The 9,955-nt window shown below is 71.6% G+C and carries 8 protein-coding genes and 1 pseudogene; 5 read left to right on the top strand and 4 right to left on the bottom strand.

What is annotated here, in order from left to right; all coding sequences use genetic code 11:
• Both ACWEJ6_RS46535 and ACWEJ6_RS46530 read left to right on the top strand, forming a co-directional pair.
• Positions 1-571 (top strand): annotated as a pseudogene (locus tag ACWEJ6_RS46535) (hypothetical protein); the annotation flags it as partial.
• Entirely contained in the window at positions 568-1,527 is a 960-nt protein-coding gene (locus tag ACWEJ6_RS46530; protein ID WP_387667784.1) for an SIS domain-containing protein, read from the top strand. The pseudogene ACWEJ6_RS46535 and the gene ACWEJ6_RS46530, both read left to right, overlap by 4 nt.
• Here the strand turns inward: ACWEJ6_RS46530 and ACWEJ6_RS46525 are convergent.
• The 4 genes from ACWEJ6_RS46525 to ACWEJ6_RS46510 form a co-directional block, all read right to left on the bottom strand.
• Positions 1,521-2,090, bottom strand: coding sequence for a GTP-binding protein (locus ACWEJ6_RS46525; protein ID WP_452431764.1), 570 nt, complete (start codon positions 2,088-2,090; stop codon positions 1,521-1,523). The genes ACWEJ6_RS46530 and ACWEJ6_RS46525 overlap by 7 nt on opposite strands.
• Complete coding sequence (locus ACWEJ6_RS46520; protein WP_229824241.1) at positions 2,071-2,385, bottom strand: DUF742 domain-containing protein; 315 nt, start codon at positions 2,383-2,385, stop codon at positions 2,071-2,073. Before ACWEJ6_RS46520 ends, ACWEJ6_RS46525 begins: the two co-directional genes overlap by 20 nt.
• Positions 2,386-2,451: 66 nt before the next feature.
• Positions 2,452-2,874 (bottom strand): roadblock/LC7 domain-containing protein, encoded by a 423-nt coding sequence (locus tag ACWEJ6_RS46515; protein ID WP_352321436.1) that lies wholly within the window; start codon positions 2,872-2,874, stop codon positions 2,452-2,454.
• The gene (locus ACWEJ6_RS46510) at positions 2,874-5,630 is read right to left on the bottom strand and encodes a nitrate- and nitrite sensing domain-containing protein (protein WP_452431763.1); all 2,757 of its coding nucleotides are present in this window, start codon (positions 5,628-5,630) and stop codon (positions 2,874-2,876) included. Before ACWEJ6_RS46510 ends, ACWEJ6_RS46515 begins: the two co-directional genes overlap by 1 nt.
• Positions 5,631-5,971: 341 nt before the next feature.
• Here ACWEJ6_RS46510 and ACWEJ6_RS46505 point away from each other — a divergent pair, with 341 nt between their 5' ends.
• Genes ACWEJ6_RS46505 through ACWEJ6_RS46495 form a run of 3 tightly spaced genes read left to right on the top strand, consistent with a single transcriptional unit; the run spans position 5,972 to position 9,911 of the window.
• The gene (locus ACWEJ6_RS46505) at positions 5,972-7,027 is read left to right on the top strand and encodes a quaternary amine ABC transporter ATP-binding protein (RefSeq protein WP_387667788.1); all 1,056 of its coding nucleotides are present in this window, start codon (positions 5,972-5,974) and stop codon (positions 7,025-7,027) included.
• A complete protein-coding gene (locus tag ACWEJ6_RS46500) occupies positions 7,024-8,937 on the top strand; it encodes an ABC transporter permease (protein WP_452431762.1) in 1,914 nt (637 codons plus the stop codon). The genes ACWEJ6_RS46505 and ACWEJ6_RS46500 overlap by 4 nt, the downstream gene beginning before the upstream one ends.
• Positions 8,934-9,911, top strand: coding sequence for an ABC transporter substrate-binding protein (locus ACWEJ6_RS46495; RefSeq protein WP_452431761.1), 978 nt, complete (start codon positions 8,934-8,936; stop codon positions 9,909-9,911). The genes ACWEJ6_RS46500 and ACWEJ6_RS46495 overlap by 4 nt, the downstream gene beginning before the upstream one ends.
• Positions 9,912-9,955 lie beyond the last annotated feature (44 nt).

Below are 9,955 nucleotides of genomic sequence, written 5' to 3'. Positions count from 1 at the left end.
CTCGTACGCCTTCTCCGGCGCGAACATCACCGCCAGCATGGCCCGTTTGGCGGGGTCGCCGTCGGTGCTGACCAGCCCGCCCGCCTCGAACCCGGCCCTGGCCGGCGAGCTGGAGCCGCTGCGCGCGGGCTTCGCGGGCCCGGTGATCAGGATCCACGGCGACCTGCACGTGGGCCAGATCCTGCGGTGGCGCGACGGCTACGCCGTGATCGACTTCGACGGCAACCCGACCGTGGCCGACACCGGCGTGCGCCAGCCGGCCGCCAGGGACGTCGCCCAGCTCACCACGAGCCTGGAGCACGTGGCCCAGGTCGCCGTCAAGCGCCGGGGCACCCCGCCCGCCCACGCCGCGGCCTGGGCGGCGCGGGCCCGCGCCGGCCTGCTGGACGCCTACCGCGACCGCCTGTCCGGCCTCGGCCGCTCCGACCTGCTGGACGAGACCCTGATCCGCCCGTTCGAGGTCGAGCAGGAGTGCCGCGAGCTGATCTACGCCGCCCGCCACCTGCCCCGCTGGCGCTACGCCCCCATGGGCGTGCTGCGCACCTGGTACCCCGAGGAGAACCTGCCGTGAATCCCGAGCTCTACCTGGCCGACCTGGAGGCCAAGCCCGCCGCCCTGGCCGCCCTCGCCGACGGGCTGCGCGCGGCCGATCCCTTCGCCGGGCTGCCCGAGGGCGTGCGCCGGGTGCTGTTCCTCGGCATGGGCAGCTCCCGGTACGCCGCCGGGGTGGCGGCCCTGCGCCTGCGCGCGGCCGGCGTGGACGCCTACGCCGACTACGCCTCGGCCGCGGCGACCTACCCGGCCGGGCCGGACACGCTGGTCGTGCCGATCTCGGCCACCGGCGGCAGCCGCGAGACCCTCGACGCCCTCGCCCGCTACGCCGGGGGCCCGTCGTACGTGGCCGCGATCACCAACGTGCCCGGCTCGCCCGTCACCGAGGCGGCCGACCTGGTCGTCCCCATGGGCGCGGGCGAGGAGCGCGGCGGCGTGGCCTGCCGGACGTTCCAGCACACGCTGGCCCTGCTGCTGGCGCTCGAAGCCCGGCTCACCGGGACGGGCGGCGACCTGCCCGCGCTGCTCACCCGGGCCGCCGAGGCCACCCGCGACCTCCTGGACCGCCGGGACGAATGGCTCCCGCTGACCATGGAGCTCCTGGACGGGCCCCACGGCGTCTACACGATCGCCCCCGCCGAGCGGCTGTCGTCGGCCGAGCAGTCGGCGCTGATGTTCCGCGAGGGCCCGCGCCGCGCGGCCGACGCCTGCGAGGCGGGCGACTGGTCGCACGTCGACGTCTACCTCACCAAGACCCTCGACTACCGGGCGCTGCTCTTCCCCGGCTCCCGCTACGACGAGCAGGCCATGGACTGGGTGCGCGAGCGCGGCTCCACGGTGATCTCCGTGGGCGGCGAGGTGAAGGACGCCGCGGCGGCGATCCGCTACGCGCACGACGACGACCCCGGCGTGGCGCTGCTCACCGAGACGCTGGTGGCCGAGCTGGTGGCCGCGTACTGGTGGAACGCTCAGTAGGGACGGGCGCCGATCACGTGCTCGACCAGGGTGATCAGGGTGTTCTTGACCGACTGGCGGGCCCGCGCGTCCGTGCGCACGATGGGCACCTGCGGTGAGAGCGTGAGCGCCTCGCGCACCTCGCTCTCCACGTGCGGGAAGCGACCGTCCCAGCCGTTCAGGCCGACGACGAACGGCAGCCCGGCCTCCTCGAAGTAGTCGACGGCGGGGAAGCTGTCGGCCAGGCGGCGGGTGTCCACCAGCACGACCGCGCCGATCGCGCCGCGGACCAGGTCGTCCCACATGAACCAGAACCGGTGCTGGCCGGGCGTGCCGAACAGGTACAGGATCAGGTCGCGTTCGAGGGAGACGCGGCCGAAGTCCATCGCGACCGTGGTGGTGGACTTGCCCGGGGTGTGCGCGAGGTCGTCGATGCCGGACGAGGCGTCCGTCAGCACGGCCTCGGTGGTCAGCGGCACGATCTCCGACACCGCGCCGACGAAGGTGGTCTTCCCCACGCCGAACCCGCCCGCCACGACGATCTTCGTCGAGGTGAGCGCTGGGCTAGAGCCGGCGAAGTCCACTCAGGACCCTCTCCAGCAGCCTGCGGTCCGGCAGCCCGGCCTCCAGCTGCGGCTGGTAGACCTTGACCAGCCCGTCCGCCTCCATGTCGGCGACCAGCACCCGCGCCACGCCGAGCGGCACGGCCAGCAGCGCGGAGATCTCGGCCACCGAGCGCACCTGGCGGCACAGCTCGCTGATCGCGCGGTACTCGCGGGTGTAGGTCATGCCGAGCCGGGCCGAGGTCGCCGACGAGACCAGCGCCTCCATGGCCAGGCCGGTGCGCGGCGCCGTCCTGCCGCCGGTGACGGCGTACATGCGCACCAGCGAACTGCGCTGGGGCTCCGGCTCCCCGTCATGCCACGATGCCAACGTCCACTCCCATCACCAGGGGCGCGCGGATGACAACTCCGCCCGTACGGCAGGGGTCAGCACCTGCCCCGTGCGTTCGACCAGAATCGTCATCTGGTACGCCACCAGGCCCATGTCACAGTCGGGCGCGGCCAGCACCGCCAGGCACGACCCGTCGCTGATCGACATCACCAGCAGCAGCCCGCGTTCCATCTCCACCAGGGTCTGCGTGACGCCGCCGCCCTCGAAGACCCGCGCCGACCCCTGCGTCAGGCTGACCAGGCCGGCCGCGATGGCGGCGAGCTGGTCGGCGCGATCCTTGGGGAAGCCGCGGGAGAAGGCCATCGGCAGGCCGTCGGCGGAGACCACCACGGCGTGGGCCACGCCGGGCACCTCCTCGACGAACGCGCTCACCAGCCAGTTGATGTCCCTGGCCCCCTGGCTCAGTTCCTTCATCAGTCCTCCTCTAGCTCGGCTCGGCCCTTGCGCACGCCCTGCTGGTAGCTGGCCAGCCGGCTGCGCAGCCGGTCGGGGGACGGCGGAGGAACCGGCACGGGCGGCGGCTGGGGAACCGCGGTACCCGGTACCAGATTCGCTCGCGGCGTGCGCTTAGGCAGGCCGGAGTTCGTGGTGCCGCCTTGGGCGGGCTCGGCGGTCGTGTTCGCCGCCTGCCAGCCCTGGTCGGCGGGCGATGACCAGGCCGGGTCCCGCCGGTCGGCGGTCGGCGCGGCCTTGCTGAACCAGCTGCTCTCCTCGACGGAGGCGAAGATCGGCAGGAACTCGTTCCCGGCCGCCGGCTCGGCCGGCTCGGGCCCCGTGGCGAACGACGGGTACGACGCCCCGGACGCCGGCGGCTCCGGCTGCTCGACCGACTGCGAGGAGGACGAGGTGAACCACGACGACTCGGACGCCGGCGGCATGGGGTCGAACGACGGGTGCCCGTAGGCGGGCATCGGGGCCGTGGGCGGCGCGTACGACTCGGCGCCCTGGAACGGCTCGGCACTCTGGAAGGGCTCGGCGCTCTGGAACGGGTCGGCGCTGCGGAACGAGTCGGCGCTGCGGAAAGGCTCAGCGCTTCGGAACGGCTCGGCGCTCTGGAACGGCTCGGCGCTCTGGAACGGGTCGGCAGTCTGGAAGGGCTCGGCGCTCTGGAAGGGCTCGGCGCGTCCCTGGTCCGGGCGGCCCATGGCGGACATGGCCGGGGTGTGCGCGGCCGCGGCCATCGAGCCGTGCAGGTGCCCGGCCACCGTGCCGGGGACGGCGGCGAGCAGCATCTCCGGGATCAGCACCATCGCGGTCAGCCCGCCGATGTCCTGGCGGCGGAGCTGCACCTTGATGCTGTGCCGCAGCGCGAGCCGCCCGACCACGAACAGGCCCATCCGCCGCGACACGGACACGTCCACGACCGGCGGGTGGGCCAGCCGCCAGTTGGCCTCGGCCAGTTCCTCGGGGGTCATGCCGATGCCGTTGTCGGTCACCGAGACCATCAGCCCGCCGCCGTCGATGCGGCTGCTGGAGATGATCACCTTGGTGTCCTTCGAGGAGAACGAGACCGAGTTCTCGACCAGCTCGGCCAGCAGGTGCACCACGTCGGTGACGGCCTGCCCGGCGATGGCGACGTCCGACTGCGCCTGGACGCTGACCCGGTCGTAGCTCTCGACCTCGCCGAGCGCCGCGCGCACGATGTCCATGAGCTCGACCGGCTCGCTCCACTTGCGCGCGGCCTCCTGACCGGCCAGGACCAGCAGGTTCTCGCTGTTGCGGCGCATGCGGGTGGCCAGGTGGTCGAGCTTGAACAGGTCGCCGAGGCGCTCGTCGTCGCGCTCGCCGCGCTCCAGGCGCTCGATCAGGGTGAGCTGCCGTTCGACCAGGGTCTGGCTGCGCCGCGACAGGTTGACGAACATCGCGTTGACGTTGGAGCGCAGCCGCGCCTCGTCGCCCGCCAGCCGGACGGCCTCGCGGTGCACCTCGTCGAAGGCGCGGGCGACCTCGCCGACCTCGTCCCTGGAGAAGATGCCGATGGGCGGCACCTCGGCGTCCACCGCGCCGTCGCGCGACTCGCGCAGGTGCTGGACGAAGTCCGGCAGGCGGCGCCCGGCGATCTCCAGCGCCTCGCCGCGCAGCCTGCGCAGCGGCCGGACCAGCGACCTGGCCACGCCGGTGGTGATCAGCAGGACGGCGACCAGCAGCGCGAGCACCGCGCCCGCGATGACCAGCGCCCGCTGCTGCTCCTCGGCGCTGAGCGTGGCGCTGCGCGCCACGATCCCGGCGGCCTGGCGCTGCTCGACCTTGCGCATGGAGTCCACGACGACGTTGGAGGCGTCGAACCACTCCTTGGCGTCGTCGCGCTTGGCCAGGTCCAGCCCGCGCAGCGGCAGCGAGGCCGAGGCCCTGATGAGCACCAGCTCGCGCAGGAACAACATGCGGTCGGCGCTGCGGCCGTTGACGGTCTCGTCGAAGAAGCGGCGCTCGTCGGCGGTGGCCTCGGCGGCGAAGCCCCTGCGGTCGGCGGTCTCGGCGGACAGCTCGCCGAGGAAGCGCTTGAGCTGGTCCTGGCCGAAGGCGCCCTCGACGAGGACGGTGGTGAGCAGCGCCTGCTGGTAGGAGACGCTCTCCTTGGCCCTGGCCAGGCCGTCCAGCATGCGGGTCTGGCGGAACAGCTCGTCGTCGGAGCTGCCCTTGATCAGTTCGGTGTGGATGGAGAGGAGGTCGCCGATCACCGTCGTGTAGAGGTCGACGGCGGGGCCTGGCAGCAGGTCGGCGTCCATCGCCTGCTCGCGCAGCGAGGTCAGGTCGTCCAGGCGGGTGAGCATGTTCTCGATCTGGTCGGCCGTGCGGCCCTCGACGTCGGCCAGGATCTGCTGGGCGGTGCCGCGTACCTCCCTGATGGCGACGTCCACCTGGTCCATCTGGGACCGGACGCCGCCGAGCCCGTTCACGGGCCGGTTCCTGGCGATGTACCAGGCGGTCTTGGCCCGCTCACCGGCGAGCTGGTGGGTCAGGTCGCCCACCTGCTCCGACAGCACGGCTAATCGGTTCGTCCGGTCGTAGTCGGCGGCGGCGCCCGTCGAGGACAGCACCTGGACGCCGCCCAGCAGCACGGCGGCGGCGGTCGGCACCAGGATGAGGGCGACCAGGCGCGCACGTACGCGCCAATTGCGCAGGCGCCAGTTGCCTTCGACGGCCTGCCGCTCGCCCAGCTGTGTTGTCACCGAACGCACCTCGCCCGAATCGGCGTATTTGTCAGGGCTGTGGCCCTTGGGAGAAATCAGCAAGTGCGGGTAATTGGAACACATCCTAAGCGGAGGTGGCCACCCACACATATCGGTGCGAAATTCAACTTCTGTGCCCAGTGGGACGAAAGCTGGAGCCCCATCTCGCCGTCCACCCAACCAGAAATAGCCCCCTATACATTCATATGTCCATCTATGGGCGTTTAGTTCGTTCCAAGCGCATAACACGGGAGGAGCAGCCAGGTCTCTCACAGGTCACAGCGTTGAGATTTGCGTTATTCACCGCATATGTTGAGCCCTCGGCAATCGAGGAGGCGAGGGTGCGGGATTCTCCCGACAGCGCGGCCATCAGCGTCGAAGGGCTTTGGAAGATCTTCGGATCCAGGGCGCAAAAGGTGCTGGACAGCGAGGACAGACACCTCGACCCCGCCGCTCTGCGAGAGAAGACCGGTTGCACCGCCGCCGTCCGCGACGTGAGCTTCGAGGTGCGCCCCGGCGAGGTCTTCGTCGTCATGGGCCTGTCGGGAAGCGGCAAGTCCACCCTCGTACGCTGCCTGACCAGGCTCGTCGAGCCCACCGCCGGCCGCATCAGCATCGGCGGCGAGGACGTCGGCCGCGCCTCCCCCGCCCGGCTGCGCGAGCTGCGCCGCCACCGGGTCAGCATGGTCTTCCAGCACTTCGGCCTGCTGCCGCACCGCAGGGTCATCGACAACGTCGCCTACGGCCTGGAGATCCAGGGCACCCCCAGGGCCGCCAGGCACGCGCGGGCCGCCGAGATCCTCACCCTCGTCGGCCTCGACGGGTACGCCGGCGCCTACCCCGACCAGCTCTCCGGCGGCATGCAGCAACGCGTCGGCCTGGCCCGCGCGCTGGCCGTCGATCCCCAGGTCATGCTGTTCGACGAGCCGTTCAGCGCGCTCGACCCGCTGATCCGGCGGGACATGCAGACCGAGGTGATCCGGCTCCACCGTGAGGTCGGCAAGACGATGGTGTTCATCACCCACGACCTGTCCGAGGCGCTCAAGCTGGGCGAGCGCATCGCCATCATGCGGGCCGGCTCGATCGTGCAGCTGGGCACGGCCGAGGAGCTGGTGGGCGCGCCGGCCGACGACTACGTGGCCGACTTCGTCCGCGACGTGCCGCGCAGCCACGTGCTGACGCTGCGCTGGATCTGCCGCGCCCCCGAGCCCGGCGAGCCGCTGGACGGCCCCCAGCTCCCCGCCACCACCCTGGTCAAGGACGCCATCGCCGCGGCCTCGGCCTCCTCCCGCCCGATCCGGGTGATGGACGGCGACGAGCTGACCGGCGTCGTGGACCGCGTGGACCTGCTGTCCTTCCTCGCCGGCGCGGACGCCGCGGTGAGGGCAGGCGCGTGAGCACCACCGCGGTCAGCGCCCCCACCAGGCTCAAGATCCCCAGATGGGCCGCTCCCGCCGGGGTCGCGATCCTGTTCGCCGTGGCTTACCTGGTCTTCCGCGGCACCGGCACGCTGCCGCACGACAAGGAGGCGCCGCAGTTCCTGGCGGTCACCGAGCTGCGCGAATGGATCGACGACCACCGTAACGAGAGCCCGCTCTTCCTGTACTTCCTCAACTACATCCGGCTGTTCGTCGACGGCGTCTACACCTTCTTCCAGACCGTGCTCACCGCCCTGAACTGGCCGGGTCTCATCGGCGTCCTGGCCGCGCTGGCCTGGCTCGCGGGCGGCTGGCGCATCGCGCTGCTCGCGGCGGCGGGCGTGGGCGCGTTCGGGGTGCTCGGCCTGTGGCAGTCGAGCGTGGACACGCTGGCGCTGGTGGCGGCCTCGGTGCTGCTGTCGCTGGCGGTCGGCGTGCCGCTCGGCGTCTGGGCCGGGCTGTCGGCACGGGTGCGCCGGGTGCTGACGCCGGTGCTGGACGTCATGCAGATCATGCCGACGTTCGCCTACCTGGCGCCGCTCGTGCTGTTCTTCCACATCGGCGCGCCGGCCGGGGCCATCGCGACGATGATCTATTCGATCCCGCCCGCGATCCGGATCACCGCGCTGGCCGTCGAGGGGGTCTCCGCCACGGCGGTCGAGGCGTCGGCGTCGCTCGGCGCGACCCGCCGTCAGACGCTGTTCAAGGTGCAGCTGCCGCTGGCCCGTCCGACGATGGCGCTGGCGGTGAACCAGACCATCATGATGGCGCTGTCGATGGTCGTGATCGCGAACCTGATCTCGGCCCCCGGCCTGGGCGGCGACATCATCCGCGGCCTGTCGCGGGCCCAGGTCGGCATCATGCTCCCGGCGGGCCTGGCCATCGTGGTCATGGCCGTCGTGCTCGACCGCATGCTCATGTCGGTGGCCCGCCGCGAGGCGCACGCGTCGCTCGGCCGGCCGGACCTGGCGGTCGCGGCGGCGCTGGCGGTCGCGGGCGTGGCGGCCGGGCTCGCGCTGCCCGCGGGCTGGCCCGACGGCCTGACGGTCACCTTCGCCGGCGCGGTGAACGACGCCGTCCGCTGGGCGGAGACGACCTGGTACCCGGTCACGACGTTCGTCAAGGACCTGACCTCGGCCTTCCTGCTCAACCCGCTGGAGGGCCTGCTCACCTCCGCCCCGTGGTGGCTGGTCGCCCTCGCGGTGCTGGCCCTGGCCTGGCGGGTGAGCGGGGTACGCCCGGCGCTGACCGCGCTCGGCTGCCTGCTGGCGATCGCGCTGCTCGGCGTGTGGGAGCACGCCATGCAGACGATGACCACGGTCGCGGTGGCGGTGCTCGTCACCCTCGTCGTCGGCCTGCTGCTGGGGGTGGCCGCGGCCCGCTCGCCGCGCTGGTCGGCCGTTCAGCGCCCGCTGCTGGACGCCGCCCAGACCATGCCCGCGTTCGTCTACCTGCTGCCGGCGCTGGCCCTGTTCGAGACGACCCGGTTCACCGCGATCTTCGCCTCGGTGATCTACGCGGTGCCGCCCGTGGTGCGCCTGGTCGAGGACGGCATCAGAGGGGTGCCCGGCACGGTCGTCGAGGCGGCCGCGTCGGCCGGCTCGACCCCGGGCCAGCTGCTGTGGAAGGTGCAGCTGCCGATGGCGCGGCGGGCCATCCTGCTCGCCGCCAACCAGGGCATCGTGATGACGCTGGCCATGGTCGTCGTCGGCGGCCTGGTCGGGGCGGGCGCGCTCGGCTACGACGTGGTCGTCGGCTTCTCCCAGCGCACGGATTTCGGCATGGGCTTCGTGGCGGGCATCGCGACCGTCCTGCTCGGAGTCATGCTCGACCGCATCACGCAGGGCGCCGACAGGCGCCCTTCCCCCCGAAAGAGGAAGCGCACATGAAGATTCGCCTGCTCGCAGGCCTGCTCGTTGTCGGCCTCACCGCCGTGGGTTGCGGCGGTGGCGCCAAGGTGGAGACCTCCCCCAGCTCCGCCGCCCCGTCGGCCGGCGCCGCCTCAGGCGCGGCGACGACCGGCACCGTCAAGATCGCGATCAACCCGTGGGTCGGTTACGAGGCCAGCGCGAACGTCGTCGCCTACCTGCTGAAGAACGAGCTCAAGTACGACGTGCAGCTGCCCGAGATCAAGGAGCAGGTCGCCTGGGAGGGCTTCGAGACGGGCGACGTGGACGTCATCATCGAGAACTGGGGCCATCCGGACCTGAAGAAGAAGTTCATCGACGAGAAGAAGGTCGCGCTCTCGGCGGGCTCCACCGGCAACAAGGGCGTCATCGGCTGGTACGTGCCCAAGTGGATGGCCGACAAGTACCCCGACATCACCGACTACAAGAACCTGAACAAGTACGCCGACCTGTTCAAGACGTCGGAGTCCGGCGGCAAGGGCCAGCTCCTCGACGGCGACCCGAGCTACGTCACCAACGACGAGGCCCTGGTCAAGAACCTCAAGCTGAACTACAAGGTGGTGACCGGCGGCAGCGAGGCGGCCCTGCTCAAGGCGGCCGAGCAGGCGCAGGCGCAGAAGAAGGCGCTGCTGTTCTACTTCTGGACGCCCCACTGGCTGTTCGACAAGGTCGAGCTGACCCGGGTGAACCTGCCCCCGTACACCGAGGGCTGCGACGCCGACGCCAAGAAGGTCGCCTGCGACTACGCCGAGCTGGACCTCGACAAGATCGTCAGCAAGAAGTTCGCCGACACCGGCGGCAAGGCGTACGAGCTGGTCAAGAACTTCAACTGGACCAACGAGGACCAGAACGCGGTCGCCAACGACATGACCAACAACGGCCTGACCGGCGAGCAGGCCGCCAAGAAGTGGGTCGAGGCCAACACCGCCAAGTGGCAGGCCTGGCTCCCCAAGTGACCCCTCTTGACCGCGTCCCCTCCGGCCGGGCGCCGGCGGGGACG

Source organism: Nonomuraea sp. NPDC004702, from assembly GCF_053601695.1.
Note: the sequence above shows the minus strand (reverse complement) of the source record. Positions and strands in the feature narration are given on the sequence as shown.